The 26,623-nt window shown below is 42.1% G+C and carries 24 protein-coding genes and 1 pseudogene; 6 read left to right on the top strand and 19 right to left on the bottom strand.

The window, feature by feature from the left end:
- Nucleotides 1-91 precede the first annotated feature (91 nt).
- From parC to parE, 5 genes and pseudogenes are all read right to left on the bottom strand, one after another.
- On the bottom strand, nucleotides 92-2,572 hold the full coding sequence (gene parC, locus SORDD15_RS01860; protein WP_081102340.1) for a DNA topoisomerase IV subunit A: 2,481 nt from the start codon (nucleotides 2,570-2,572) through the stop codon (nucleotides 92-94).
- Nucleotides 2,573-2,777: 205 nt separating this feature from the next.
- The gene (locus SORDD15_RS01855) at nucleotides 2,778-3,632 is read right to left on the bottom strand and encodes an aminoglycoside 6-adenylyltransferase (protein ID WP_061413847.1); all 855 of its coding nucleotides are present in this window, start codon (nucleotides 3,630-3,632) and stop codon (nucleotides 2,778-2,780) included.
- Nucleotides 3,622-4,134, bottom strand: a complete 513-nt coding sequence (locus SORDD15_RS01850) for a hypothetical protein (protein ID WP_061413845.1) — start codon at nucleotides 4,132-4,134, stop codon at nucleotides 3,622-3,624. Before SORDD15_RS01850 ends, SORDD15_RS01855 begins: the two co-directional genes overlap by 11 nt.
- Nucleotides 4,135-4,216: 82 nt before the next feature.
- Nucleotides 4,217-4,336 (bottom strand): annotated as a pseudogene (locus SORDD15_RS10410) (cell filamentation protein Fic); the annotation flags it as partial.
- Between the two features lie 691 nt (nucleotides 4,337-5,027).
- On the bottom strand, nucleotides 5,028-6,971 hold the full coding sequence (parE, locus tag SORDD15_RS01840) for a DNA topoisomerase IV subunit B (protein WP_061413843.1): 1,944 nt from the start codon (nucleotides 6,969-6,971) through the stop codon (nucleotides 5,028-5,030).
- Nucleotides 6,972-7,106: 135 nt separating this feature from the next.
- On the opposite strand from parE, the gene plsY reads away from it, so the two are divergent.
- The gene (gene plsY, locus SORDD15_RS01835) at nucleotides 7,107-7,748 is read left to right on the top strand and encodes a glycerol-3-phosphate 1-O-acyltransferase PlsY (RefSeq protein WP_061413841.1); all 642 of its coding nucleotides are present in this window, start codon (nucleotides 7,107-7,109) and stop codon (nucleotides 7,746-7,748) included.
- Between the two features lie 34 nt (nucleotides 7,749-7,782).
- Here the strand turns inward: plsY and SORDD15_RS01830 are convergent, their stop codons facing one another.
- The 9 genes from SORDD15_RS01830 to SORDD15_RS01790 all read right to left on the bottom strand — a co-directional run bounded on the left by SORDD15_RS01830 (nucleotide 7,783) and on the right by SORDD15_RS01790 (nucleotide 16,144).
- Nucleotides 7,783-8,739, bottom strand: a complete 957-nt coding sequence (locus tag SORDD15_RS01830) for an ABC transporter permease (protein WP_061413839.1) — start codon at nucleotides 8,737-8,739, stop codon at nucleotides 7,783-7,785.
- Between the two features lie 2 nt (nucleotides 8,740-8,741).
- Entirely contained in the window at nucleotides 8,742-9,800 is a 1,059-nt protein-coding gene (locus SORDD15_RS01825) for an ABC transporter permease (protein WP_061413836.1), read from the bottom strand.
- Nucleotides 9,793-11,328, bottom strand: coding sequence for an ABC transporter ATP-binding protein (locus SORDD15_RS01820; RefSeq protein ID WP_061413834.1), 1,536 nt, complete (start codon nucleotides 11,326-11,328; stop codon nucleotides 9,793-9,795). Before SORDD15_RS01820 ends, SORDD15_RS01825 begins: the two co-directional genes overlap by 8 nt.
- A 136-nt stretch (nucleotides 11,329-11,464) precedes the next feature.
- Nucleotides 11,465-12,517 carry a BMP family lipoprotein gene (locus tag SORDD15_RS01815; protein ID WP_061413832.1) on the bottom strand — a complete coding sequence of 351 codons (1,053 nt, stop codon included), beginning with the start codon at nucleotides 12,515-12,517 and terminating at the stop codon, nucleotides 11,465-11,467.
- A 90-nt stretch (nucleotides 12,518-12,607) separates the two neighbouring features.
- Nucleotides 12,608-12,997: a cytidine deaminase gene (locus tag SORDD15_RS01810; protein ID WP_061413830.1), complete on the bottom strand. Its 390-nt coding sequence runs from the start codon at nucleotides 12,995-12,997 to the stop codon at nucleotides 12,608-12,610.
- On the bottom strand, nucleotides 12,984-13,646 hold the full coding sequence (deoC, locus tag SORDD15_RS01805; protein ID WP_061413828.1) for a deoxyribose-phosphate aldolase: 663 nt from the start codon (nucleotides 13,644-13,646) through the stop codon (nucleotides 12,984-12,986). Before deoC ends, SORDD15_RS01810 begins: the two co-directional genes overlap by 14 nt.
- 19 nt (nucleotides 13,647-13,665) lie before the next feature.
- Nucleotides 13,666-14,943, bottom strand: coding sequence for a pyrimidine-nucleoside phosphorylase (locus SORDD15_RS01800; protein WP_061413826.1), 1,278 nt, complete (start codon nucleotides 14,941-14,943; stop codon nucleotides 13,666-13,668).
- On the bottom strand, nucleotides 14,940-15,530 hold the full coding sequence (locus tag SORDD15_RS01795; protein WP_081102339.1) for a class I SAM-dependent methyltransferase: 591 nt from the start codon (nucleotides 15,528-15,530) through the stop codon (nucleotides 14,940-14,942). The genes SORDD15_RS01800 and SORDD15_RS01795 overlap by 4 nt, the downstream gene beginning before the upstream one ends.
- A 230-nt stretch (nucleotides 15,531-15,760) precedes the next feature.
- Complete coding sequence (locus SORDD15_RS01790; RefSeq protein ID WP_061413821.1) at nucleotides 15,761-16,144, bottom strand: hypothetical protein; 384 nt, start codon at nucleotides 16,142-16,144, stop codon at nucleotides 15,761-15,763.
- 179 nt (nucleotides 16,145-16,323) lie between these two features.
- On the opposite strand from SORDD15_RS01790, the gene coaA reads away from it, so the two are divergent.
- The 3 genes from coaA (at nucleotide 16,324) to SORDD15_RS01775 (ending at nucleotide 18,134) form a co-directional block, all read left to right on the top strand.
- On the top strand, nucleotides 16,324-17,244 hold the full coding sequence (gene coaA / locus SORDD15_RS01785) for a type I pantothenate kinase (protein WP_061413819.1): 921 nt from the start codon (nucleotides 16,324-16,326) through the stop codon (nucleotides 17,242-17,244).
- Nucleotides 17,245-17,311: 67 nt separating this feature from the next.
- Nucleotides 17,312-17,548, top strand: a complete 237-nt coding sequence (gene rpsT, locus SORDD15_RS01780) for a 30S ribosomal protein S20 (protein WP_001274000.1) — start codon at nucleotides 17,312-17,314, stop codon at nucleotides 17,546-17,548.
- A gap of 52 nt (nucleotides 17,549-17,600) precedes the next feature.
- Nucleotides 17,601-18,134: a DNA topology modulation protein gene (locus SORDD15_RS01775; protein ID WP_061413817.1), complete on the top strand. Its 534-nt coding sequence runs from the start codon at nucleotides 17,601-17,603 to the stop codon at nucleotides 18,132-18,134.
- 16 nt (nucleotides 18,135-18,150) lie between these two features.
- On the opposite strand, the gene metG is transcribed toward SORDD15_RS01775, so the two are convergent.
- The 4 genes from metG to SORDD15_RS01755 form a co-directional block, all read right to left on the bottom strand.
- Entirely contained in the window at nucleotides 18,151-20,148 is a 1,998-nt protein-coding gene (gene metG / locus SORDD15_RS01770; protein WP_061413816.1) for a methionine--tRNA ligase, read from the bottom strand.
- A 135-nt stretch (nucleotides 20,149-20,283) separates the two neighbouring features.
- Nucleotides 20,284-21,543, bottom strand: coding sequence for an ABC transporter permease (locus SORDD15_RS01765; RefSeq protein ID WP_061413814.1), 1,260 nt, complete (start codon nucleotides 21,541-21,543; stop codon nucleotides 20,284-20,286).
- A 1-nt stretch (nucleotide 21,544) separates the two neighbouring features.
- On the bottom strand, nucleotides 21,545-22,246 hold the full coding sequence (locus tag SORDD15_RS01760) for an ABC transporter ATP-binding protein (protein ID WP_061413812.1): 702 nt from the start codon (nucleotides 22,244-22,246) through the stop codon (nucleotides 21,545-21,547).
- Nucleotides 22,230-23,414 (bottom strand): efflux RND transporter periplasmic adaptor subunit, encoded by a 1,185-nt coding sequence (locus SORDD15_RS01755; RefSeq protein WP_061413810.1) that lies wholly within the window; start codon nucleotides 23,412-23,414, stop codon nucleotides 22,230-22,232. Before SORDD15_RS01755 ends, SORDD15_RS01760 begins: the two co-directional genes overlap by 17 nt.
- 266 nt (nucleotides 23,415-23,680) lie before the next feature.
- On the opposite strand from SORDD15_RS01755, the gene gor reads away from it, so the two are divergent.
- Nucleotides 23,681-25,027 (top strand): glutathione-disulfide reductase, encoded by a 1,347-nt coding sequence (gene gor, locus SORDD15_RS01750; RefSeq protein WP_061413808.1) that lies wholly within the window; start codon nucleotides 23,681-23,683, stop codon nucleotides 25,025-25,027.
- 143 nt (nucleotides 25,028-25,170) lie between these two features.
- On the top strand, nucleotides 25,171-25,707 hold the full coding sequence (locus tag SORDD15_RS01745; RefSeq protein WP_061413806.1) for a biotin transporter BioY: 537 nt from the start codon (nucleotides 25,171-25,173) through the stop codon (nucleotides 25,705-25,707).
- A gap of 220 nt (nucleotides 25,708-25,927) precedes the next feature.
- Here the strand turns inward: SORDD15_RS01745 and SORDD15_RS01740 are convergent.
- Nucleotides 25,928-26,623, bottom strand: a 696-nt coding sequence (locus tag SORDD15_RS01740; RefSeq protein WP_155718775.1) for a Cna B-type domain-containing protein, incomplete at its 5' end; no start/stop codon positions are given.

Below are 26,623 nucleotides of genomic sequence, written 5' to 3'. Positions count from 1 at the left end.
CTACACTTTTCTAGTAAAATTTCAAGTATTATTTGTAATTTTCTGAAAATTTTTTCAACATAAAGAAATCAGCCCTCTGGACTGATTCTTTTTACGAACTCGCTTTATCCTCTCTAAAGACTTCTTTGAGGTAAGCATCGAAAACTTCTTCATCTGAAATCGTGTCTGAAATAAAGCTTCCATTACTAGTACGTTCTGACAAGTTGAGGTCTTGCAATCGGCTTTCATAGATTGTTCCCTTGTTAGATTGGACAAGCAGCGTTTGGTCGTTTTCTTCTACTTCTGTACTAAAGAGATCACCAACGAAACCTTGCTCTGTAACTGCTCCAGCCAAGAAGACTCGGTGCGGTTTATTTTTCAACTCACGCAAGACTTGTAGGCCTCGTTTGGCACGGCTGGTCGCTGGAATTTCCTCAATGGAAACGAGTTTCAAGCTTCCACGTTGGGTCAAGAGGTAGAAGGATGAGGTGTTACAGATAAAGGCTGCCTGAAGCGCATCATCTGCTTTCAGGTTCATAGCCTTGACACCTGCAGCCTTGGCACCAACAACCGGAACCTCTTCGATATTGAAACGAAGGGCATAACCGTTTTGACTAATCAAAAGAACATCATCTAGTTTAATCGGAGCCACTGCTACAATTTGGTCTGTCTCGTCTTTGAGCTTAGCGTACTTGACAGATTTAGACTTGTAGGTCCGCCATGGAGAGAACTCTTTGCGTTCTACACGCTTGATTTGACCAAGGCGAGTCGCTGCAAAATAAGTTGTCGCATCATTAAACTGATCCACTACTTCTGCATAGAGGATTTCTTCGTTAGTTTCAAAGTTTGTAATGGTCTGGCTCAGATGCTCTCCGATATCCTTCCAGCGAATATCTGCCAATTCATGGATTGGTCGATAAATGACATTCCCAAAAGTTGTGAACATCAAGAGGTGCTGGGTTGTCTTGGCAGTTTGTACAAAGATCAAACGATCATCATCACGTTTGCCAATTTCTTCCAGAGTGGATGCTGCAAAGGAACGTGGACTGGTACGCTTGATATAACCTGCCTTAGTCACGCTGACATAGGTATCTTCCTCGGCAATCAAACTAGCTGTATCAATCTCGATTGCTTTCGCAGTATCTTCCAAAGTACTCAAACGTGGTGTCACAAATTTCTTCTTGACCTCACGAAGCTCTTTCTTCATCAGATTGTACATAGTCCGTTCGTCACCAATGATAGCCGCAAGCATGGCAATTTTCTCACGAAGTTCTGCTTCTTCTTCCTGCAAGACAACCACGTCTGTATTGGTCAAACGGTAAAGTTGCAAGGTAACGATAGCCTCAGCCTGCTCTTCTGTAAACTCATAGCTGACCTTGAGGTTTTCCTTGGCGTCAGCCTTATTCTCAGAAGCACGGATAAGGGCAATGACTTCGTCCAAAATCGAAATCACGCGAATCAAACCTTCAACGATATGGAGACGTTTCTCAGCCTTTTCCTTATCAAAACGGGAACGTGCCAAAATCACTTCACGACGGTGGGCGATGTAGCTAGACAAAATTGGGACAATCCCGACCTGACGAGGTGTGAAATTGTCAATCGCCACCATGTTAAAGTTGTAATTGATTTGTAGGTCGGTGTATTTGAAGAGATAGTTGAGCACGAGCTCGGTATTCGCGTCTTTCTTAAGTTCAATAGCGATACGAAGACCGTCACGGTCAGACTCATCACGAACCTCAGCAATACCAGCCACCTTGTTATTGACACGAACATCATCGATTTTCTTGACGAGATTAGCCTTATTGATTTCATAAGGAATCTCAGTGATAACGATTTGTTCCTTACCACCTTTTAGCTTTTCAATCTCCGTCTTAGAACGAACGACCACGCGCCCTTTCCCAGTTTCATAGGCCTTCTTGATTTCATCACGCCCTTGGATGATAGCCCCTGTAGGGAAGTCTGGACCAGGTAAGAATTCCATGAGCTTGTCCACCTTGGCTGTTGGGTGATCAATCATGTAAACCGTCGCATCAATGACCTCAGCCAAATTATGGGGAGGAATGTCTGTGGCATAACCAGCTGAAATCCCAGTCGAACCATTGACTAAGAGGTTTGGAAAGGCTGCTGGCAAAACCGTCGGCTCTTTCTCGGTATCGTCAAAGTTCCAAGCAAAAGGAACTGTCTTTTTCTCTATATCTTGAAGAAGATAACCAGCAATCTCAGACAAGCGCGCCTCAGTATAACGCATTGCCGCAGGCGGATCTCCGTCCATAGAACCGTTGTTACCGTGCATTTCAACTAGAATCTCACGGTTTTTCCAGTCCTGAGACATACGAACCATAGCATCATAGATAGAAGAATCACCGTGTGGGTGGAAATTCCCCATGATATTCCCGACTGACTTAGCAGACTTGCGGTAACTCTTGTCAAAAGTATTGCCATCCTTATTCATAGAATAAAGAATACGACGCTGAACCGGCTTCAATCCATCCCGAATGTCTGGCAAAGCCCGGTCTTGAATGATGTACTTGGAGTAGCGACCAAAGCGCTCTCCCATGATGTCCTCCAGGGACATGTTTTGAATATTACTCATATAGGATACAGAGCCCGTAAAATACAAAGGAAATTTATCTTTTTCACACAGTATTTAGGGCGTGTTCAACTCCTTTCAAAGAATGTAGAGTAGGTTTTTATAGAATAAGGGATAATTTACAGAAATTAGTCCCGTGTTCAGTTACTATATATAACTAAACTATCTTTTCTGTAGTTTAATCTTTTAAATTATATACTTTATTTAGTTAGTGATTTGAAAGTCTCTCCTCAGCATACTGAATCATCTTCTCAGCTACTTCTTTATCGTAGTTAAATCCCATTTTTTGAGCAAGGGACTGAGCCTCTTGGTGGAAAAGGTCCATCGTAGCAAACAAAGATTGAGTGATTTTGTCACTACTTGAAAAATCAAGTAGATTTGAGAATTCCTTCTCTTTCTCAGCAGGCAAGTAGCTAAAGAGATACTTGTAGTTCTTGCCAACATCAACCGTGCCCCTATCACTTGCTACCTGCCAAGCCAATACCTTCAAGAGTTCTTGGTGACAAATGCCATAGAGATGATCAGTCGCATAGAAGACTTGCTTGCGACAGATTCCCTTGACTACGTAGGCTGACACCCACCAAAATTCATTGCAGGCTTTTTCAAAATCAATCGGCCTAGCTGGGTTCGTCCAGTAACGCTGAGAATTTGGAGAATAAGGCGTAAACAAGTCCTTAGTGTCCTCCAGCACCGTGAAATCAGCTTCGCTATCCACCCACTCTTGAATGTGCTCTTTGGGGCAGAGTGTTAAATCAATCCGATTGCCATCTTCAAAGAGCATAAGATAGAGATGGCGATGGTCAAGTACGTTATACTGCTCAATGATGCGCTTGCCAAACTGATCCAACCAAGTCAGGTCAGCTAACAGACCATCCAAACTCTCCACAATGTAGACCACATCATAGTCTTGAAATTCATCTTTCGGTGCTTTTGTATCAGTCCGTGAACCAGACATAGCAACAGCCTCGACTTGTAAAGATTTAGCAGTCTGTGAAATCAACCTCAGCATTTGCTCTTGACTTCTATATTTTCTGCACCTATCTTTTACAGAGTTATTTTTCATAACTATCTAGCTCCTCTTGTTTCTGAAGGACTCGTATTCTTTTCTTCTCAAGTTCTCCTACGATTAATTGGATAGTTGAGCAAATTCCTAAAACGATTAAAATAAAATAAAACAAATTAATATCGTTTCTATGATATATTTGAAAGCTTCTCCATAATACAAAAGTATTTACTAATGAAAGAAGGAAAAGTAAAATAGCATTGAATAGGAGTGTTATAGTAAACTTACTCTTAAAATACCTATAATGTTTTCCAATCCGATAGAGGGTATATAGTGAGAAAACAATCATCAAAGGTGTGAAGGCAAGTGCATAAAATAAGATAAACCCTATTCCTGAGTATGGTTTACTTTCCATTGGTAGATCTAATAGACAGATACCAATAGTGAGGATGTTCAATATAAACAAGGATACTGTGCGAGCACACTCTTTTCTACCTTTACTGGTCGTAAAATCATATATAATTCCAAAAATGGCTAGAAGAACAAGGAAAAAAGGCAACATTAATAACGTAATCAATACTGCACCTCCAATAGTTTTAGCGATTGTTTACATACAAAAGATGATCGTCACCTTTACTTGAACTTTACAACTCCCCTGTCTGGTAAAGGTTATACCCTTCGTAATAATATGAAGCATCCATACCCTTAAAGAAACGGGTTTGAGTAAGGTCATCCGTCAGATTATTGAGGAGGAGATACTTGAGTTATTACCAGCGTCAACTTTTAAAGTTTTAACTGTCCCTAAAATCAGTCCAAGTATTTCCTGATCAGTTCTCATATTTCAATTCTTCATCACTTAGAGCTGTTTGAAATTGTTTTTCATTATAATAAACCGTAAACCATTGGCCATCTCTGACATAATCTAAGCAATTAATCACTATACCCAACCAAAAAGTATTCTATGTCTTACTGATTTCGTTTAGTGTAATGGAGATAGAGAGGAGGAAGATAGGAAACTAGAATCATCAAAATCATTACCAAGAATGTCAACAGATGGATCTGAACTAAATTTACCACATACCATCCCAGAATACCTACAGATAGGGGGCCTAAAACATAGGATAGGAAAATCAAAAAAGCCTTCCACCGTTTCTCCGGATAGACGTAACACAATCGAATAAGTGTGTAGACTAAGGCTCCTGCTATCAAAGGAAAACCAATAAACAGCATAATAGCAGTCGCTACTAAAGCACTGGATTCTGAGGAATCCATATTGAATAAAAGCATCAAGATCATAAATAAAGTAAATACAATAGGTGCATATAAACCTTGGAAACTTTTTTTTCGACTATTAATGTAGAATGCAAGAATAGCCGAGGGTAAAGAAACTAAGAAAATCAAACCCAAGTAACTACCAAAAATCGAATGTCCTGAATCAACCATTATTCATGCCCCTTAAAACACTGTCGCTTCTTCCAGCGTAAACTTGACATTATCTTCAATCCACTTGCGACGTGGTTCAACCTTATCTCCCATGAGGACATTGACACGGCGTTCAGCGCGTGCGAGGTCTTCGATTGTGACACGGATAAGAGTGCGGGTTTCTGGATTCATGGTTGTTTCCCAGAGCTGGTCCGCATTCATCTCACCAAGACCCTTGTAGCGTTGGAGGGTAGCGCCTTTGCCGAACTGCTTGCGGAGTTCTTCTAGCTCTCCATCCGTCCAAGCATAGGCCACTTCTTCTTTTTTTCCTTTGCCTTTGGACATCTTGTAAAGAGGCGGAAGGGCGATATAGACATGTCCTGCCTCAACTAGCGGACGCATGTAGCGATAGAAAAAGGTTAAAAGAAGAGTTTGAATATGGGCACCGTCGGTATCGGCATCGGTCATGATAATGATCTTGTCATAGTTAGCATCTTCAAGGGAGAAGTCTGCTCCAACCCCTGCCCCGATGGTATAAATCATGGTGTTGATTTCTTCATTTTTGAGGATATCCGCCATCTTGGCCTTAGCCGTATTGATGACCTTCCCACGAAGAGGCAAGATAGCCTGAAACTTGCGGTCACGACCTTGCTTGGCAGAACCACCGGCAGAATCCCCCTCGACTAAGTAGAGTTCGTTCTTTGCTGGATTTTTAGACTGGGCTGGGGTTAATTTACCTGAAAGCAAGCCCTTGTCTTTCTTGTTTTTCTTACCATTTCGGCTCTCATCACGCGCCTTACGTGCCGCCTCTCGAGCGTCACGAGCCTTGATAGCCTTGCGGATTAGATTGGAAGCTAGTTCTCCATTTTCCATGAGGAAGAAAGTTAATTTTTCTGCGACAATGCTATCAACAATAGGGCGAGCTAGTGGGCTTCCAAGTTTGTCCTTTGTCTGACCCTCAAACTGAAGGTGCTCTTCAGGAACCAGAATAGAAAGAACGGCTGCTAGTCCCTCACGATAATCTGAGCCTTCAAGGTTTTTATCTTTTTCCTTGAGAAGTCCCGTCTTACGTGCATAGTCGTTCATGACCTTAGTAATGGCTGACTTGAGTCCTGTCTCATGTGTTCCACCGTCCTTGGTACGGACGTTATTGACAAAGGATAAGATGTTATCTGAAAAACCATCATTGTACTGAAGAGCAACTTCCACTTGGAAACCATTCTCTTCGCCTTCAAAGTACAGAACTGGTGTCAAGGTTTCCTTGTCTTCATTGAGGTAAGAAACAAAGTCCTGAACTCCATTTTCATAATGGTATTCAATCGCTTCATCTGTTCGTTTGTCTGTCAGAGACAAGGTCACATTTTTTAAGAGAAAGGCTGACTCATTGAGACGTTCTGAAATGGTATTGTATTTGAAGTCAGTCGTAGAGAAAATCGTCGCGTCAGGCATGAAGGTAACCTTGGTACCTGTCTTAGACTTAGTAGCTGTCCCAACCTTTTCAAGAGTTGTTCCTGGCTTACCACCATTTTCAAAACGTTGCTTGTAGACTGTACCGTCACGAGTAATTTCAACTTCTAACCAGCTTGATAGGGCATTAACGACTGAAGATCCCACCCCGTGGAGACCACCAGAGGTCTTGTAGCCCCCCTGACCGAATTTCCCTCCAGCGTGAAGAATGGTAAAGATAACCTCAACTGTTGGAATCCCCATAGCGTGCATACCAGTTGGCATCCCACGCCCATGGTCTTGAACCGTTAAACTACCGTCTTTATTAATCGTCACATCGATGCGATCACCAAATCCAGATAAGGCTTCATCGACTGCATTGTCGACAATTTCCCAGACTAGATGATGGAGACCAGCACCATCGGTCGATCCGATATACATCCCTGGACGTTTACGGACCGCATCCAACCCTTCTAGCACCTGAATGGCATCATCATTATAATTGTTAATATTGATTTCCTTTTTTGACACAAGGAACCTCCTATTTGTTCATCTTTTCTATTTTACAGGTTTTCTAGGGATTTTGCAAAGTTTTTCCCTTTCAGCCGTCACAATTTCACAGGAAATTCTCTGACTTTCTATACCATTTCATGGTATAATAGGACTATGATGACATTTGTATTATTAATTTTAGCTTATCTGCTAGGTTCTATTCCGTCTGGTCTTTGGATTGGACAAATCTTCTTTCAAACAAACCTGCGTGAACATGGTTCTGGAAACACCGGAACAACCAATACTTTCCGAATTTTAGGTAAGAAAGCGGGTATGGCAACCTTTGTGATTGACTTCTTTAAAGGAACCTTGGCCACTCTGCTTCCAATCTTTTTCCATTTGCAAGGAATCTCACCTCTCGTCTTTGGACTTTTGGCTGTCATTGGACATACTTTCCCTATCTTTGCAGGCTTTAAAGGCGGTAAGGCTGTCGCAACCAGTGCTGGAGTGATTTTCGGATTTGCGCCTATCTTCTGTCTCTATCTAGCAATCGTATTCTTTGGAAGCCTCTATCTCGGTAGTATGATTTCACTGTCTAGCGTTACTGCTTCTATCGCAGCCGTTATCGGAGTTCTCCTATTTCCACTATTTGGATTTATCCTGAACAACTATGACCCTCTCTTCATTTTGATTATCCTAGCACTTGCTAGCTTGATTATCATTCGTCACAAAGATAATATCACACGTATCAAAAATAAAACTGAAAATCTCGTCCCTTGGGGATTGAACCTAACCCATCAAAATCCTAACAAATAAAACGCCAGTTTAAACTGACGTTTTTTTTGTATGCTTATTTTGATTTGATGTAGTTGATACCGTCTGCCTTAGGCGCAACTGCTTTTCCAAAGAAGGCTGCCAAGACAAGAATGGTCAAGACATAAGGGGCGATTTGAAGGTAAACCGCTGGCACTCCTTCTAGGAAAGGTAATTGAGAACCGATAACTGCCAAACTTTGTGAAAGTCCAAAGAAGAGACTAGAAAGCATAGCACCGATTGGGTTCCATTTACCAAAGATCATTGCCGCAAGGGCGATAAAGCCAGGTCCAACAATAGTTGTCACTGAGAAGTTAACTGAGATTGATTGAGCATAAATTGCTCCCCCAATTCCACCTAAGAATCCTGAAATAATAACTCCAAGATATCGCATCTTGTAGACATTGATCCCCAAGGTATCCGCTGCCTGAGGGTGTTCACCAACAGAGCGAAGACGAAGACCAAAACGTGTCTTAAAGAGAATAAACCAAGCAAGGAAAGAGAAGGCAATCGCGATATAACCTAGTAGACTGGTTGACTTGAAGAAGATATCTCCAATCACTGGGATATCAGCCAAAACTGGGAAATCAAAACGTCCAAAAGTCTGGCTTAAGTTATCCGTTTGCCCTTTGTTATAAAGAACTTTAACCAAGAAAACCGCTAGGGCAGGAGCCATCAAGTTCAAAACCGTACCGCTGACAACATGGTCTGCACGGAAATGAACTGTTGCTGCTGCGTGGATGATGGAGAAGAGTCCCCCTACCACTCCTGCTACAAGCAAAGATAGCCATGGAGTTGCTGCTCCAAATTGTTCTGCAAATTCAAGGTTAAAGACCACTCCAGAAAAGGCTCCCATAACCATAATTCCTTCAAGGCCGACGTTTACCACACCACCACGTTCAGAGAAAACACCACCGATACTTGTAAAGATGAGGGGAGCTGAGTAAATCAGCATAGAAGACACCAAGAGGGTGAGCAAGGTTGTAATAGACATCTTTACTTACCTCCTTTAACTTGTTTTTTCGGTTTGACAAAGCGTTCGATAAGGTAATGAACACTGACAAAGAAGATAATAGAAGCTGTTACAATGCTGACAAGCTCAGACGGAACTTGCGCAGCGTTCATACCCGGTGCTCCTACTTGCAAAACTCCAAATAAGAAGGCTGCAAAGAGAATTCCAATTGGTGAGTTTCCAGCAAGCAAACTAACTGCCATCCCGTTAAATCCGATAGCTAATGATGAACCTTGAACGTAAACGTTTTGGAAGGTTCCAAGACCTTCGACCGCTCCACCAAGACCAGCCAAAGCACCAGAGATGATCATTGATAGAATGATTGTACGTTTTGCTGAAATACCAGCATACTCTGAAGCATGGGAATTGAGCCCAACTGCACGGATTTCAAAACCGAGAGTCGTTTTCTTGAGCAAGAACCAAATCACACCAACAGCAATGATGGCGAAGAAGATCCCGATATTCATACGAGAATTACCAGTCAACTCAGATAACCATGGTGTTTGATAAGTGGCATTGGCACTCACACGAATCGTTGAGTCCGTGCTTTGCATAAAGTCTTTCGGAAAAGAATGAATAAAGGCGTTCCCTACGTACAAAACAATGTAGTTCATCATGATGGTTACGATAACCTCTGATGTACCTAAATAGGCTCTGAGAATACCTGGAATCGCACCAACAATTCCACCTGCGATCAAAGCAATGATCACTGTTAATGGAACCAACACGAGACGTGGCATATCTGGATTTGATAAGGCAAACCAACCACTGAGAATCCAGCCTGCAAGTGCTTGACCAGGAAGTCCAACGTTGAAGAAGCCTGCTCGACTGGCAACTGCGAAACCAAGACCTATCAAGACAAGAGGACCCATGGCACGGAAAATTTCTCCAATCCCACGGAGGCTACCAAAAGCTGTATAGAACAACTCCTCATAGCCCCAGATAGCATCATATCCGAAGATCCACATGACAATGGCTCCGAGCAAGATTCCTAAGAATACGGAAATCAAGGGAACCGAAATTTGTTGTAATTTTTTAGACATCACTCTTCTCCTTTCCCAAGTTTCCACCAGCCATCAAGACACCAAGTTCTTGTTTATTAGTCGTTTCTGGCGATACAATACCTTGAATCTTACCATCGTGAATAACAGCGATTCGGTCTGAGACATTTAAAATCTCATCCAATTCAAAGCTGACAACAAGGACAGCCTTCCCGTTATCACGTTCTTCAATCAAACGTTTGTGGATATATTCAATGGCACCAACATCCAAACCACGAGTTGGTTGGCTGACGATAAGGAGATCAGGATCTCGATCAATCTCACGAGCGATAATCGCTTTTTGTTGATTTCCTCCTGAAAGAGCTGCTGCTGGAACAAACTCGCTCGCCGCACGGACGTCAAATTCTTCCATTAGCTTTTTAGCATACGAAGTAATATTTGAATAGTTCAAAATTCCATTTTTACTATGTGGTTCTTTGTAGTAGGTTTGAAGGGCAATATTTTCAGAAATCATCATTTCTAAGATCAAGCCATCACGGTGACGGTCTTCTGGAACGTGCCCAACACTCAACTCTGTAATCTGACGTGGGTGCAAGCCTACAATTGAATCTCCTTTTAGCTCAATGATACCAGATTCAACCTTGCGAAGTCCTGTGATTGCTTGAATAAGCTCAGATTGACCATTGCCATCAATACCTGCAATACCGACAATCTCACCAGCACGAACATCCAAAGATAGATTTTTCACAGCTGGAACACCGCGGTTTTCATTGACCACCAAGCCTTTGATAGACAAGACCACTTCTTTTGGTTGTGGTGCCTGTTTTTCCGTTTTAAAGGAGACAGAGCGTCCAACCATCATTTCTGCCAAGTCCGCATTTGTTGCCCCTGCGATTTCTACAGTTTCAATTGATTTCCCACGACGGATAACTGTAACTCGGTCAGAAACTGCTCGAATCTCATCCAACTTGTGGGTAATCAAGATAATTGATTTTCCTTCTTTGACAAGATTTTTCATAATAGCAATCAACTCATCAATTTCTGATGGAGTCAAGACCGCCGTTGGTTCGTCAAAGATAAGGATATCAGCCCCCCGATAAAGGGTTTTTAAAATTTCTACACGTTGTTGGGCTCCAACTGAAATATCTGCCACCTTGGCAGAAGGGTCAACAGCTAAGCCATAACGTTCAGAAAGAGCCTTGATTTCTTTGCTAGCTCCAGAGATATCTAGCACACCATTTTTAGTCAATTCACTCCCTAAAATGATATTCTCAGCTACTGTAAAAGCCTCTACCAACATAAAATGTTGGTGAACCATTCCGATTCCCAAGCTAGCTGCTTTAGATGGTGAGTCGAGGTTAACAACTTGACCGTTGACCGCAATTTCACCACTGGTTGGTTCAAGAAGCCCTGCTAACATGTTCATTAGCGTGGATTTCCCAGCCCCATTTTCTCCTAAAAGTGCATGAATTTCACCTTTTCGTAGGTGCAGGTTGATTTTGTCGTTGGCAACAAATTCACCAAACACCTTGGTAATATCCCGCATCTCAATGACATTTTCGTGTGCCATATGCTCTTCCTTTCAGAGGTTTATTTTATTTCAATAAAACCTGCTAATCGCATTAACAAGCTCTATTGAGACAAAAATTGCCTCAATTCTTAAAGAAGCGGCCGAGGGCCGCTTCCTAAGAAATGACTTCCATCCATTATTTTTCAGGAACTTTTACGCTTCCGTCAAGGATTTTAGCTTTTGCGTCTTCAACAGCTTTTTTACCTTCTTCTGAGAGGTTTGTTGGTACCAAGTCAACCCCTTTATCTTTCAATGAGTAGACAATAACTTGTCCGCCAGGGAATTCACCTTTTTCTGTTTTGTTGGCAATATCTTTTACAGTTGTACCAACTTGTTTCAATGTAGATGCAAGAACAAAGTTTGATTCCTTGCCATCTTTAGAAGTGTATTTACCTTCCGCCGCTTGGTCACGGTCTACACCGATAACCCAAACTTTTTCATTTTCAGGACGGCTTTCGTTGAGTGATTTTGCTTCTGCAAAGACACCAGCACCTGTACCACCAGCTACTTGGTAAACAATGTCTGCACCAGCTGCGTATTGTGCTGCTGCAATTGTTTTACCTTTAGCAGCATCACCAAATGAACCAGCATAGTCAACTTGTACCTTAATAGAAGGATCTACTGACGCAACACCAGCCTTGAAACCTGCTTCAAAACGAGAGATAACTTCTGACTCCATACCACCTACAAAACCAACTTGTTTTGTTTTAGTTGTTTTTGCTGCAGCCACACCTGCAAGGTAACCTGATTCATTATCAGCAAATCTTACGCTCGCAACATTATTTTGACCTTCAATCACATCATCAATCAAGACATAGTTCAGGTCAGAGTGGTCTTTTGCTGCTTCCTCAACTGCATTGTGAAGGGCAAAACCAACACCGAAGATCAGGTTGTAACTTCCAGCCGCTTGTTGCAAGTTGTTAGCATAGTCTGCTTCACTTGTTGATTGGAAGTAAGTGTAACCTTTATCTTTAGAAAGATTGTGTTCTTTACCCCAGTCTTGCAAGCCTTCCCAAGCTGATTGGTTGAATGATTTATCATCGACACCACCAGTATCAGTGACGATTGCTGCTTTAGTCTTCACATCAGAAGATGAAGCTGCGTTACGAGAAGAGCGGTTACCACATGCAGCAAGTCCAACTGCTGCCACTGCAACTAGACCAAGGCCTAGCCATTGTTTCTTGTTCATTACTGAACCTCCTAAATAAGATGTGCAACGATGTTGCAAGTATGGATTAGTTGGTCACACAGACCACAGCCACTACAAGAGTGGCCCAGACTAATTTAAGTCTGTAAAAGAGTATGGAAGTAACTCCCCGACCGTCATCTCGACCGTCGATTTATCTTCAGCGACTAAGGTCACTTTTAGATCTTGTTCAAAAAACTCAACCATGACCTGGCGACAAGCACCACATGGCGAGATGGGTTTTTCAGTTTGTCCATAGACAATCAACTCTGAAAACTCCCGTTGCCCCTCCGAAACTGCTTTAAAAATAGCAGTACGTTCTCCACAATTAGTCAAGGGATAGCTAGCATTCTCGATGTTCACACCCGTATAAATACTACCATCCTTGGCTACTAAAACAGCTCCGATGGGAAAGTGAGAATAGGGTACATAGGCTTGTTTGCTGGTTTCAATTGCTAGTTCAATTAACTCAGTAGTCGCCATCCGCTAATTCTCCTTTTAAAATTGCCACACCAGCTGATGTTCCAATACGAGTAGCGCCTGCTTCCACAAAGGCAAGAGCATCTGCATATGAGCGAGCTCCACCAGCAGCCTTAACTCCCATATCTGGTCCGACCGTTTTACGCATCAACTGAACATCCTCTATAGTGGCACCACCAGTTGAAAATCCAGTTGATGTTTTGACAAAGTCAGCGCCTGCTTTCTGGGATAATTGGCAAGCTACAACCTTTTCATCGTCTGTCAACAAGCAAGTTTCAATAATGACCTTAACCAACTTGTCACCACTTGCTTCTACGACAGCACGGATGTCCGATTCAACCAAATCCAGATTGCCTGATTTGAGGGCACCGACATTGATAACCATATCAATCTCATCTGCACCATTTTGGATAGCTTCCTTCGTTTCAAAAGCTTTTACAGCTGAAGTTGTCGCTCCCAAAGGAAAACCAACTACTGTACAAACCTTTACATCTGAGCCTTCAAGTCCTATTTTCGCATGTTTTACCCATGTGGGATTGACACAAACACTGGCAAAGTCATACTCACGCGCTTCAGATAGCAAACGATCAATTTGTTCTTGGCTTGCATCTTGCTTTAAAAGCGTATGATCGATATATTTATTTAATTTCATATTCGGATTCTCCCTGGTTTTATGAGATAATTTCTATAATTTCTCGTAAACTTTGCACTCCATCATTTATTTTAACATATTTTTGAAATTCTGTAACTAGTTCCGAAGAAATTTTTCCATTTGTATAAACTTTTGCAACAATTTCCCCTTTTTGAACGGAGTCTCCAACTTTCTTTTCAAAAACAATCCCTGTTTCATAGTCCAAGTCATCAGACTTGACTGCACGACCGGCTCCTAGTCTCATGGCATAGAGCCCAAATTCCATAGCTGGAAGGGCTGAAATAACACCTGTATCTTGAGCTGGAATTTCCACCACATGGTCAACTTTGACTGGGCGATAGAGATCTTCTAAATCACCGCCTTGAGCTGCTACCATTTCTTCAAACTTAGCCAGTGCTTGGCCGTTTTCAAGGTGTTGACATACTTCTTCAACCGTCTTCTCGACATTTGCCAAATCAAGCATAATCTGAGCTAGCTCACAAATAAAGTGACTAATATCTTCTCGGCCTTTTCCTTGAAGGATTTCAATTGCCTCTAGGATTTCGAGACGATTGCCAATGGCTCGCCCCAAGGGTTGACTCATATCGGTAATAACCGCTACCGTCTTTCGACCAACAGCCTTACCAAGATCCACCATGGTTTGAGCCAATTCACGTGCATCATCAACCGTCTTCATGAAGGCACCCTCACCGACCGTTACATCTAGCAAAATAGCATCCGCCCCAGCAGCAATTTTCTTGCTCATGACAGAACTAGCAATCAAAGGAATCGTGTCGACAGTTGCTGTCACATCACGGAGGGCATAGAGAAGCTTGTCTGCTTTAACCAGCTGATCGGACTGCCCAATGACAGATACACCAATGTCCTGTACCTGACGAATGAAATCTTCTTGACTACGCTCAACTTGATAGCCCTTAATGGACTCCAATTTATCAATTGTCCCACCAGTATGGCCGAGACCACGACCACTCATTTTAGCTACGGGAACGCCGAAACTTGCTACTAAAGGAGCTAAAATTAAGGTCACCTTATCTCCAACTCCACCAGTAGAATGCTTATCAACTTTAACCCCATCAATGGCTGACAAGTCAAACTCTTGACCCGTTTTGACCATATTCATCGTCAGATCAGAAATCTCACGTGTGGTCATTCCTTTAAAATAAACAGCCATAGCAAAAGCTGACATCTGATAGTCTGGAACCGTTCCAGCCACATAGCCTTCAACCAACCATTTGATTTCAGCTGCAGTCAGTTCTTGACCATCTCGTTTCTTTTGAATTACATCAACTGCTCTCATTCTTTCACACTCCTCAAGATATAATAGCCTTTATCTTTCTTGATAATCTCACAATTTCCAAAAACGTCTTCCATCTTACTTTTAGCACTTGGAGCCCCTTGTTTTTTCTGAATGACGATGGTTAAATCTCCTCCGTCATTCAAGAAATCTCTGCTCTTTTCGATAATCTCATGAACAACCTGTTTGCCCGCTCGAATCGGCGGATTGGAAATAACATGGTCAAACTTCCCTTCAACTTGTTCATAGATATTGGATTGGAAAATCGTTGCTTCTACTTTATTACGTTCAGCATTTTGTCGCGCTAGGTCCAAGGCACGATTATTGATATCGACCATGGTCGCCTGAACTCCATAAGCCTTGGCCAATGACAAGCCCAATGGCCCATAACCACAACCCACATCAAGGACCGTCTCTCCTTCATTTACCTCTAGACACTTGAGCAAGAGCTGACTCCCAAAGTCAACCATTTTCTTGCTAAAAACACCCGCATCCGTCAAAAAGGTCATGTTTTCTCCCAACAACTCCACTCTCAACTCATGAATGTCGTGAGCAGCATCAGGATTTTCTGCATAATACATTTTACTCATAAAACTATTTTACCATAATTTGTCTTGAATTGTAAATCGTTTACAAAGTGATAATCAAATGAAAAAGACTGAAGAATCCTAGTCAAAAAACCTTTTCTTCAATCTCTTTCAATTATTCGAAACGAATGACCAGTCATTAGGAACTATAAGATCTCCCAGTCAGGATGAAACAACAAATTTATTAACTATAATCAGGCATATCTTGATTATAATTACTTAACCTTCAAATGCTAGATTATCAACAGGATTCCCAATATGATGTTTAGATAAAAACCCAACTGATAAGTTTGTGTCAAGATTTCCAAACTTGTCCAAAGTCGTATCAAATCTTCTAGTGACATACGGAATAAATAACCCTCTGTAGCAATCCACAAAATCAAAAATAGATAACTACCAGCAGCAAGCCATTTCGTCCACCGTTTTTTTAGTATGAAAGCAATCAAGAGCGAACAGATAAAGGCAACTGTTACAATAGCATGTTCCATCAAAAAAGTAAAACCGTAATAGGTTTCCACAAAACGTCTACCATTATCCGCATTCGCTCCTTTTATAAAAGGTAAGGCAAAACTGAGAATAAAACAGAGTTCCAATAAATAGCTTTTGAGAGTCTTCATAGCATTCCTCCGATTACCATTGTCTAAAACTAGATGGCTAATACAAATATTCGCGCTTCCTGTTACTAACAAACTCTAAACACTTTTAGTATACACCAATAAGTTGGTAGTCATCAAGAAACCGCTTTATTTTTTTAGCCTTTTATGATATGATAAATAAACTATCCAGGAGAAATGAAATGTCCAACGAATTTTTACATTTTGAAAAAATCAGTCGCCAAACCTGGCAATCTTTGCATCGAAAAACAACCCCTCCCTTGACAGAAGAGGAATTAGAATCCATCAAGAGTTTCAATGACCAGATTAGTCTGCAGGACGTAACGGATGTCTATCTTCCCCTAGTCCATCTTATCCATATTTACAAGCGCACTAAGGATGATTTGGCATTTTCAAAAGGAATTTTTCTCCAACGTGAAAGCAAATCTCAGCCTTTTATCATTGGGGTTTCTGGTAGTGTTGCTGTGGGGAAATCGACTACTAGTCGCTTGCTTCAGATTCTACTATCACGCACTCTTCCAGATGCTACTGTAGAATTGGTGACAACTGACGGTTTTCTCTATCCCAATCAAACCTTGATGGACCAAGATATCTTAAATCGCAAAGGTTTTCCTGAAAGCTATGATATGGAAGCCTTGCTGAATTTTCTTGACCGCCTAAAGAATGGGCAAGATGTCGATATTCCTGTCTATTCTCATGAAGTGTATGACATCGTTCCTGGAGAGAAACAACGTGTCAAAGCTGCTGATTTTGTCATTGTCGAGGGCATCAATGTCTTTCAAAACCCTCAAAATGAGCGCCTTTACATCACTGATTTCTTTGATTTCTCCATCTATGTGGATGCAGCAGTTGAGGATATTGAAAGTTGGTATCTGGATCGTTTCTTGAAACTGCTCAGCTTTGCCCAAAATGATCCCAACAGCTACTACCACCGCTTTACGCAAATGCCAATTGGAGAAGTTGAAGCCTTTGCACATCAGGTTTGGACCAGTATTAATCTCACAAATCTACAAAACTATATCGAACCGACAAGGAATCGCGCCGAGGTCATTCTCCACAAGACTAAAAACCATGAAATCGATGAAATTTACCTAAAAAAATAATTTCCCCTTGTCAAAACCTAAGTTTTCATATATAATGGTATAGTTAGTAAATATGGAGGTAAGAACATTGGCAAACATTAAATCAGCTATCAAACGCGCTGAATTGAACGTTAAACAAAACGAAAAAAACTCAGCTCAAAAATCAGCTATGCGTACTGCTATCAAAGCTTTCGAAGCAAACCCTTCTGAAGAACTTTTCCGTGCTGCTAGCTCAGCTATCGACAAAGCAGAAACTAAAGGTTTGATTCATAAAAACAAAGCAAGCCGCGATAAAGCTCGTCTTTCAGCTAAACTTGCTAAATAAGAAACAGTCCACAGAGGCTGTTTTTTTGTCCTCTAATCAGAAAAGGAAGAAAATGAAAATAGCAATCATCGGATATTCTGGAGCCGGCAAGTCAACTCTAGCTGAAAAGTTGTCAAACTACTACTCCATCCCCAAACTGCATATGGATACACTCCAATTTCAACCTGGTTGGCAAGACAGTGACCGCGAATGGATGTTGGGCGAGATGAAAAACTTTCTCACAAAGCACGAAGCTTGGGTCATCGACGGCAATTACTCTTGGTGTTGCTATGAAGAAAGAATGTTGGAAGCTGACCAAATCATCTTTCTCAATTTTTCACCATGGACTTGTCTCTTTCGAGCCTTTAAACGGTATCTCACATACCGAGGCAAGGTCAGAGAAAGTATGGCTGCAGGTTGCCCTGAACGATTTGACTGGGACTTTATCAGATGGATTCTCTGGGATGGGCGGACAAAGAATGCTAAAGTACGCTATCAGCAGGTTCAAAAAACCTACCCTGATAAAGTAATTGTCCTCAAGTCGCAAAAGGAGATGGATTACTTCTTAGAAAATCTCGTACATAACAAGAAAAACCAACGTGTCTAACGTTGGTTTTTTGCTATTACCCAATCACACTTCCGTTTGGTACAGCTGGATCAACTGTGAGAAGGGTTAATTGTCCATCATGTTCAGCTGAGAGGATCATTCCTTGGCTGACATATTTTTTCATCATCTTGCGTGGTTTAAGGTTGGCAACGATTTGGACTTTCTTGCCGACCAATTCTTGTTCGTTTGGATAGTATTTAGCTATTCCTGAGAGGATTTGACGGTCTTCGCCACCACCAGCATCTAGGCGGAATTGGAGCAACTTATCAGAACCTTCCACTTTAGACACTTCTTTGACTTCTGCGACACGGATTTCGACCTTATCGAAGTCTTCAAACTTAATTTCATCCTTGTTGAGTTTGGGTTCAACTTCATCTGGATTCCATTCTTTTTCGACGGCTGGTTTGTTGCCTTCCATTTGTTCCTTGATATAGGCAATCTCTTCTTCCATGTCGAGACGTGGGAAGATTGGTGTTCCTTTGGCAACAACAGTCACACCTGCAGGGAAATCAGCCAAGCTCAAGTTTTCTAGGCTAGAAACTTCTGCTAGACCAAGTTGTGCCAATACAGCACGGCTAGTTTCCATCATAAATGGCTCAATCATGTGAGCTACGACACGAAGGCTGGCTGCCAAGTGGCTCATGACACTTGCCAATTGGTCACGGTGCTCTTCATCCTTAGCCAAGACCCATGGGGCTGTCTCATCGATGTATTTGTTGGTACGAGAGATAAGGGTCCAGACTGCTTCAAGGGCACGTGGGTAATCAACGGCTTCCATGTGTGTATGGAAGTCAGAGATAGATTGCTCTGCTACTTGAGCAAGAGCATTATCAAATTCAGTCACACCCTCTACATAGGCAGGGACTTGCCCATCAAAGTACTTGTTAATCATGGAAACCGTACGGTTGAGGAGGTTTCCGAGGTCATTGGCCAATTCATAGTTGATACGTCCTACATAGTCTTCTGGAGTAAAGGTTCCGTCTGAACCGACTGGAAGGCTACGCATGAGGTAGTAACGAAGCGGATCCAGTCCATAACGCTCTACCAACATTTCAGGATAGACGACATTCCCTTTAGACTTAGACATCTTGCCGTCTTTCATGACAAACCAACCGTGGGCAATCAAGCGGTCAGGCAATTTCATATCCAACATCATGAGAAGGATTGGCCAGTAGATTGAGTGGAAACGAAGGATGTCTTTCCCTACCATGTGGAAGACCGTTCCATTCCAGAACTTGTCGTAGTTAGCATGATCGTCTTGACCGTAACCAAGAGCAGTCGCATAGTTGAGAAGGGCATCAATCCAAACGTAGACAACGTGTTTTGGATTGGATGGGACTGGAACTCCCCATGTAAAGGTTGTACGTGATACTGCTAAATCTTCCAAACCTGGCTCAATAAAGTTTTTCAACATTTCATTGAGACGACCATCAGGAGTGATGAAGTCAGGATGTGATTTGAAAAATTCGACCAAACGGTCTTGGTATTTGCTGAGGCGAAGGAAATAAGACTCTTCTGAAACCCATTCCACTTCATGTCCTGATGGAGCGATACCGCCCGTCACATTTCCAGCTTCATCACGGAAAACTTCCGCAAGCTGGCTTTCTGTAAAGAATTCCTCATCTGAAACTGAATACCAACCAGAGTATTCACCCAAGTAGATATCATCTTGAGCAAGCAAGCGTTCAAAGACTTGAGCTACTACTTTTTCATGGTAGTCATCAGTTGTACGGATAAATTTATCATATGAGATATCGAGTAATTTCCAGAGTTCTTTGACACCAACTGCCATCCCATCAACATAGGCTTGTGGTGTGATGCCAGCTTCTTCCGCTTTTTGCTGGATTTTCTGACCATGTTCGTCAAGACCTGTCAGATAAAAGACATCGTAGCCCATGAGGCGTTTATAGCGAGCTAGGACATCACAGGCGATGGTTGTGTAAGCAGAACCGATATGAAGTTTACCAGATGGATAGTAAATCGGTGTTGTAATATAAAAATTCTTTTCAGACATAATTTTTCCTTTCCAGGCAAATGAAACCTGTTTTTCTAACACTTCATTATATCATATTTTTAGTGATTTTCGATAGGAAAATCCATACAAAAACAAGACAGACAAATGTCCATCTTGTTTTTTCTGCTCTATATCTTATTCATAACGAAGAGCTTCAATCGGATCAAGCTTAGACGCTTTATTGGCTGGCAAGACTCCAAATATCATCCCAACACTTGCTGACACAGCCAAGCTAAAGAGAGCGATTGGAAGGGAAACCCCAACCTCAATACCTGCAATCATGTTTTGAAGCAATACTCCAGCTAACATGGTCATTCCAGCAGCAATCCCAAGACCGATGACACCACCTAGCAAGGTCAAGATCATAGACTCAATCAAAAACTGTACCAAGATATTAGCCCGAGTAGCTCCGAGAGCTTTCCGCAGACCAATCTCCCGCGTGCGTTCTGTCACCGAAACCAGCATGATATTCATAACACCAGTTCCCCCGACAAAGAGAGAGATTCCTGCGATGGCACTGATAATGGTTGTCATAAAACCAAATAGTTGTTGTACCTCTTGGAAGGCGGCAGTTGCATCCGCAACTTGGTACTCTCCTTGCTGAAGACCTGCAATCTCAGTCAGTTTTCGAGCCAACTCTGGACCCAAGGTCTGCGTTAGACTAGTATCATTGACACGAAAGACGATGTTCGAGATTTCATCAGTATTAAAATTGGCTGCGAGAGAAATATTGGTCGTAATTGGAAGACCACCAATCCCAAAGGCTTTAGCAGTTTTAGCTTCATTGCTAGTATAAACGCCAATCACACGGTAACTAAATTCATTAACAGAGATGATTTGATTAACCGCAGCTTCGGGACTATCAAACAAACTCTTGGCTAGTTCTTCGTCCAGCAAAATCACACTGGCAAATTCCTTGTAGTCTTGCGGTCTTAGACTTCTACCCGCAACGATTTCATTTTCAACTGCGCTCATGTAGGTGCTATTTCCGCCTGTCAGAGTCGCTCGTTCAACCTTCTTATCCTTATAAGATAGGGTGACGTTAGTCGAGTTGGTGACATAGTAACTGTCTACTCCTTTGAGTTTGGCGGCCTCCTTGACCCAAGACTCCAGTGGTTTTGGTGGTTCAACATGAACATCCTCTTCTTTCCCACTGACTGTCAAAGCGGATTGTTTCTGCGTAAAGGAACCGTCCTTGCTTTTGATAGGAGAGAAAAAGACATGGATATCCTTCTGTGATTTGGTCATGTTTTTATTAACCTGACGAGACATGGAGTCTCCCAGAGCCATGATGACGACGACAGACGAAACTCCGATGATAATCCCAATCATGGTCAGGAAGGAACGCATCTTGTGGGCCATGATGGATGAAAAGGCAAATTTCAGATTCTGCATCTTAGTTTTCCTCCTTTTCTACCTGAGTACTGTCTGATGAGATGACCCCATCACGAATAACAATCTGGCGTTTGGCATAGGCAGCAATCTCAGGCTCATGCGTGACCATAATAATGGTTTTTCCTTCCTTGTTTAACTCCACCAACAGTTGCATGATTTGATTTCCCGTCTTGGTATCCAAGGCACCTGTTGGTTCGTCTGCTAGGATGATAGAAGGATTATTTACCAAGGCACGCGCAATCGCTACACGTTGCTTTTGACCACCAGATAACTCAGAAGGCAAATGATGACTGCGCTCCGTCAGATCAACCTTTTCCAGAAATTCCTCCGCCAATTTCCGACGCTTTGAAGCCGAAACACCAGCGTAAATCAAGGGCAATTCAACGTTTTGAAGTGCATTGAGCTTGGACAAGAGAAAGAACTGCTGAAAGACAAAGCCGATTTGCTGGTTACGAACCTTTGCAAGTTGTTTCTCTCCAAGACCTGCCACTTCTTGACCTTCAAGATAATACTCTCCACTGGTTGGTGTATCCAACATTCCGATGGTATTCATCAAGGTAGACTTACCAGAACCAGACGGTCCCATAATGGCAACAAACTCACCTTCATGAACTTCTAGATTGATATTTTTAAGGACCTGCAGTTCTTGGTCACCATTTCGATAACTCCTGCAAATATTTTTGAGACTAATTAGTTTCTTCATCAGCCTTCACCTCTTTTCCTTCTTCCAAGGAAGATGTTGGATTACTGATGACCTTGGCTCCGTCTGTCAAACCTGAAGTAATTTCTTGGTTGTCTGCGTCCGCATTCCCCAAAGTAACTTCTACCTTCTTCACTTTTTTCTGGTCGTCAACAAGCCAGACATAGTTCTTGTCATTTTCGGTAACAACACTTGTTAAAGGAACAAGGATGGCTTTACTCTTGTTTTTGACTTCCACACTGACTGAGAAGCCTTGTTTCAACTCACCGATATCGCTGGTCACATCAACAGTATAAGGGTACTTAGATCCAGTATTCCCTCCAAGGGCTGCATTTGCTGCTTCTCCGTTGTTTTTAGGATAATCAGAAATATAGCTAATTTTTCCTGTCCAGCTCTTATCTTGGTAAACCTTCGAAGTAAAGGTAACTTCTTGCCCAACAGAAAGGTTAGCAAGGTTGTATTCAGACAACTCCCCTTTGACTTGCAAGTTTTCATTACTTACGACATGTACTACCACTTGGCTATTACCTGTTGGCGATTTGGAAACATTATGATTAACTTCAACTACAGTCCCTTCTAGTGTACTGAGGACAGTTGCAGCATCTAGCTGAGCTTGAGCCTTGTTGAGCTGAGCCACAGCATCTGCACGGTTATCCTTGGCATCACTGATTTGAGAATCAATAGAAGATACGGAAGAAGTCCCTGCTTGCGCTTGTTCTGGGAATCCTGCTTCTGTTGGAACTTGTGGGGAAGCTGGTACAGCTGATGCATTCTCACGAGCCTTGTTTAACTCCTCGATATGACGGTCTGCCTTTGCAACTGCACGATCAGCCGCATCATAGGCAGCTTGAGCATCTGCACTGCTGTATTTGACCAAAGCTTGCCCTTCTTCGACCTTGTCCCCAACCGAAACGAGAATTTCATCTAAATCTCCCTTACTAGCATCAAAATAAACGTATTGTTCATTTTTTGCTGTAACCGTACCTGACAAGAGAACCGATGAAGCAACAGAACCTTCCTTAGCAGTAACGATATGAGAGGTTTCCTCCTTGACTGCTGACTGGGAAGGTTGTCTAAAAATCAGAATCCCCGCAGCACCGATAACAATAGCACTGGCAACACCAATCGCTGTGTATAATTGCCATTTTTTTGCCTTCTTATTTCTTTTCATTTTTAAGCTCCTTTATTCTTTTGCCTTACAAAAACCATTATATCAGAAATACCGAGACCAAACAATGACAGTTCAGATGGAAACAATGACAATTCAGGATCATTATTTCGTTCGGTATTCGTTTATTGGATTATTGTGCTAGATATATAATACAATATCTTTTTGAATTTGGCAAGCGTTTTTATAATTTTTTTATCGTAGCAGATTTTTGCATTCAAAAAATAAAAACGATAGAATATGACTATCAAAGCTATAAGGAGTTTTCTATGAGAGAATATGATATCATCGCCATCGGTGGAGGAAGCGGCGGCATTGCCACTATGAACCGAGCTGGCGAACACGGGGCTAAAGCAGCTGTTATCGAGGAGAAAAAATTAGGCGGAACCTGCGTCAATGTCGGCTGTGTTCCTAAGAAAATCATGTGGTATGGAGCTCAAATCGCTGAAAGCTTCCACCACTACGGCCCTGACTATGGTTTTACAAGTTCAGATGTTCAATTTGATTTTGCTAAACTTCGTCAAAACCGTGAAGCCTACATCGATCGTGCCCGCTCGTCTTATGATGGAAGTTTCAAGCGCAACGGGGTTGATTTGATTGAAGGTCGTGCTCATTTTGTTGATTCCCACACCGTCAGCGTTAATGGTGAATTGATTCGTGCCAAGCATATCGTGATTGCGACTGGCGCTCGTCCAAGCATCCCAGCTATTCCTGGAGCTGAACTCGGTGGTAGCTCAGACGATGTCTTTGCTTGGGAGCAACTTCCTGAATCCGTTGCGATTCTTGGAGCTGGTTATATCGCTGTTGAATTAGCAGGTGTTCTCCACGCACTAGGAGTAAAAACGGATTTATTTGTCCGTCGTGATCGTCCCTTGCGTGGTTTTGACAGCTACATCGTTGAAGGACTTGTCAATGAAATGGAAAAAACAGGTCTACCTTTGCACACGCATAAGGTACCCGTCAAGCTCGAAGAAACGGAGCAAGGTACTACCATTCATTTCGAAGACGGCTCTAGTCACACTGCAAGCCAAGTTATCTGGGCTACCGGTCGCCGTCCAAATGTAGATGGTCTAGAGTTAGAAAAGGCTGGAGTTACACTCAACCAACGTGGATTTATCCAAGTAGATGAATACCAAAATACAGTTGTAGATGGCATCTATGCTCTTGGAGACGTTACTGGTGAGAAGGAACTGACCCCGGTAGCCATCAAGGCAGGACGTACCTTATCTGAACGCCTCTTCAACGGGAAAACAAATGCCAAGATGGACTACACGACTATCCCTACTGTTGTCTTCTCACACCCAGCAATCGGAACGGTTGGTTTAACTGAGGATCAAGCGATCAAAGAATACGGCCAAGATAACATCAAAGTTTACAAGTCAAGCTTTGCATCTATGTACTCTGCCGTTACAAGCCATCGTCAAGAATCTCGCTTCAAACTCATCACCGCCGGTGCTGACGAAAAAGTTGTTGGACTTCACGGACTTGGTTACGGAGTGGATGAGATGATTCAAGGATTCGCTGTTGCCATCAAGATGGGGGCTACCAAGGCAGACTTTGATGCTACAGTAGCTATCCACCCAACCGCCTCAGAAGAATTTGTAACCATGCGCTAATTATCGCAAGAGACCTCTTGAGGTCTCTTTTTACTTGTAAAATCGGCTGTTACAAAATTGTTACCTTGATTTTAAAAATAGGTTGACTTTTCTTTCTAAATCAGTATAATAGTTACTATAATTTTGAAAAGAGGTTAACAGTTTTGAAAAAAGCTCATATCTATGCCATTCCTGCTATCGGTGCTGCTCTCATCGCCGTATTAGCACAAATCAGTCTCCCTATCGGTCCTGTCCCCTTCACTCTGCAAAACTTTGCAATCGGTCTGATTGCCACTGTTTTTAGACCTAGGGAAGCTGTTTTATCTGTAGCTCTCTATCTCCTACTGGGAGCTATTGGTCTACCTGTCTTTGCAGGGGGTGGTGCAGGATTTCACGTTTTAGTCGGTCCAAGTTCAGGCTATCTTTGGTTTGACCTTGTCTATGCAGGACTTACATCTTATCTCATCCATCAAAATAGTGGCTATATTCGCATTTTCTTAGCCAACCTCTTGGGTGATTCCCTCGTCTTTGTCGGAGGTATTCTCAGCCTCCACTTCCTTGCTGGTATATCACTTGACAAAGTACTCGCTGTTGGTGTTCTTCCTTTTATCCTTCCTGATCTTGGTAAGATTATTGCCATTAGTTTCATTAGTCGTCCCCTACTCGAACGATTGAAAAGCCTTCCATATTTCTCAAGATAAAAAAATGAGGCTGGAACAAAAGTCTAACCTTAAATATAAAAAGCGAACAAAACGAGTTATCTGACATTCAGAATTCGGTCTTGTTCGCTTTTTTGTCTAATCTATCGATTTTAAAAATTTAGAATAAAGAATTCCTAAAATCAAAATCTTTTTGTTCCAGCCTCATTTCCTTTCCAATTACTTCCTAAGAACTAACTGAAAATCAACTCTCATCTAGAGATTATTTATTTTTACGGCTTACAAAGTATAATCCACCAGTTACTGCCATCAAAGCAAGTCCTGCAACTACTGCTACGTTAGATGCTTTTTCACCAGTGTTAGGAAGTTGAGGTTTTGGACCTGGTTTTCCTGGTTCATTTGGTTTACCAGGTGTTGGTTTTTCTGGAGTATGTGTATTTGTGATATTGAAGCCTTCTACTTCAGATGTATAACCAGCAACTGGAACCTCTACTACAGAGTACTTGAATTCTGTACCTTTAGTATCTTTATAACGCTCAAGTTCTGTGAACTCATAAGTCCAATCAGTTGCTTCTGAGGCTACCGCAGTCTTACCAGTGTCTTGACCATCGGCAAGAAGTTTCACTGTGATAGATGCTGGACGGATACCGTCTTTGTTCTCTTCATCTTTCCAGATCTTACGACCTTTTATAGAAGTTTTTTCTGGTGTGTATTCATTGGTAACTGTGTACTTACCATCTTTGTCTGTAGTAACTGTTGAGGTATATTCTTTCACAGCTACTTCTTTGACAGTGTACTTGATTTCTGTACCATTTTCATACTTAGGAAGTGCTTTTGATTCGAACTTCCAACCAGTTGCTTCTGAAACTTCAATTTCTTGAACGAGTTCAGCTTTTTCGCCTTCACCCTTAAAGATTTGAACTTTCACTTTATCTGCACGTTTGCCGCTTTGGTTGTT

Source organism: Streptococcus oralis (assembly GCF_001578935.1).
Classification (GTDB): domain Bacteria; phylum Bacillota; class Bacilli; order Lactobacillales; family Streptococcaceae; genus Streptococcus; species Streptococcus oralis_R.
This window is presented reverse-complemented; position numbering and strand designations above follow the sequence as displayed.

Bases quoted from the DNA above. Each gene is read 5' to 3' on its own strand.
- parC (WP_081102340.1), bottom strand. From the start codon at position 2,572: ATGAGTAATATTCAAAACATGTCCCTGGAGGACATCATGGGAGAGCGC.
- SORDD15_RS01855 (WP_061413847.1), bottom strand. From the start codon at position 3,632: ATGAAAAATAACTCTGTAAAAGATAGGTGCAGAAAATATAGAAGTCAA.
- SORDD15_RS01850 (WP_061413845.1), bottom strand. From the start codon at position 4,134: ATGTTGCCTTTTTTCCTTGTTCTTCTAGCCATTTTTGGAATTATATAT.
- plsY (WP_061413841.1), top strand. From the start codon at position 7,107: ATGATGACATTTGTATTATTAATTTTAGCTTATCTGCTAGGTTCTATT.
- SORDD15_RS01830 (WP_061413839.1), bottom strand. From the start codon at position 8,739: ATGTCTATTACAACCTTGCTCACCCTCTTGGTGTCTTCTATGCTGATT.
- SORDD15_RS01825 (WP_061413836.1), bottom strand. From the start codon at position 9,800: ATGTCTAAAAAATTACAACAAATTTCGGTTCCCTTGATTTCCGTATTC.
- SORDD15_RS01820 (WP_061413834.1), bottom strand. From the start codon at position 11,328: ATGGCACACGAAAATGTCATTGAGATGCGGGATATTACCAAGGTGTTT.
- SORDD15_RS01815 (WP_061413832.1), bottom strand. From the start codon at position 12,517: ATGAACAAGAAACAATGGCTAGGCCTTGGTCTAGTTGCAGTGGCAGCA.
- SORDD15_RS01810 (WP_061413830.1), bottom strand. From the start codon at position 12,997: ATGGCGACTACTGAGTTAATTGAACTAGCAATTGAAACCAGCAAACAA.
- deoC (WP_061413828.1), bottom strand. From the start codon at position 13,646: ATGAAATTAAATAAATATATCGATCATACGCTTTTAAAGCAAGATGCA.
- SORDD15_RS01800 (WP_061413826.1), bottom strand. From the start codon at position 14,943: ATGAGAGCAGTTGATGTAATTCAAAAGAAACGAGATGGTCAAGAACTG.
- SORDD15_RS01795 (WP_081102339.1), bottom strand. From the start codon at position 15,530: ATGAGTAAAATGTATTATGCAGAAAATCCTGATGCTGCTCACGACATT.
- SORDD15_RS01790 (WP_061413821.1), bottom strand. From the start codon at position 16,144: ATGAAGACTCTCAAAAGCTATTTATTGGAACTCTGTTTTATTCTCAGT.
- coaA (WP_061413819.1), top strand. From the start codon at position 16,324: ATGTCCAACGAATTTTTACATTTTGAAAAAATCAGTCGCCAAACCTGG.
- SORDD15_RS01775 (WP_061413817.1), top strand. From the start codon at position 17,601: ATGAAAATAGCAATCATCGGATATTCTGGAGCCGGCAAGTCAACTCTA.
- metG (WP_061413816.1), bottom strand. From the start codon at position 20,148: ATGTCTGAAAAGAATTTTTATATTACAACACCGATTTACTATCCATCT.
- SORDD15_RS01765 (WP_061413814.1), bottom strand. From the start codon at position 21,543: ATGCAGAATCTGAAATTTGCCTTTTCATCCATCATGGCCCACAAGATG.
- SORDD15_RS01760 (WP_061413812.1), bottom strand. From the start codon at position 22,246: ATGAAGAAACTAATTAGTCTCAAAAATATTTGCAGGAGTTATCGAAAT.
- SORDD15_RS01755 (WP_061413810.1), bottom strand. From the start codon at position 23,414: ATGAAAAGAAATAAGAAGGCAAAAAAATGGCAATTATACACAGCGATT.
- gor (WP_061413808.1), top strand. From the start codon at position 23,681: ATGAGAGAATATGATATCATCGCCATCGGTGGAGGAAGCGGCGGCATT.